This window comes from Escherichia sp. MOD1-EC7003 (genome assembly GCF_002965065.1).
Lineage (GTDB): Bacteria > Pseudomonadota > Gammaproteobacteria > Enterobacterales > Enterobacteriaceae > Escherichia.
In genome coordinates, this window is record NZ_PTRE01000310.1 from 1 (window position 1) to 339 (window position 339).

Here is a 339-nt window from a genome sequence, read left to right on the forward strand (position 1 = left end):
CCTGGAAAGTTGATCTGAGCTCTCAGTAAATATCAATACGGTTCTGACGAGCCGCTTACCCTTGAGCGGCATTTCTGACATTTTGTGACCGCAACAATGGCAAGTTTTCGAGCTGGTGAACCACTGATCCAGTTTGACCAGGTGAACACCTGCCGATTCCGCTTTGTACGCAAGTTTTGCCACAAATCCAGACCATGCCGCATCCCCGATATGACGGGCAAGGCGACGGTTTTTCATCATATTTGCTGATTTCAGCGTTTCCACAATCACCGCTTGGTTTTCGTCGATAATTCGTCTGGAAAGTTTGTGCTGGAAGTCAGTGCGGGCATTGGCTACCCG

1 protein-coding gene is annotated in these 339 nt (G+C 49.3%); it reads right to left on the minus strand.

The annotated features are described in order from the left end of the window. Window positions 1–339, minus strand: a 339-nt coding sequence (locus A7090_RS25540) for an RNA-guided endonuclease TnpB family protein (protein ID WP_157941508.1), incomplete at both ends; no start/stop codon positions are given.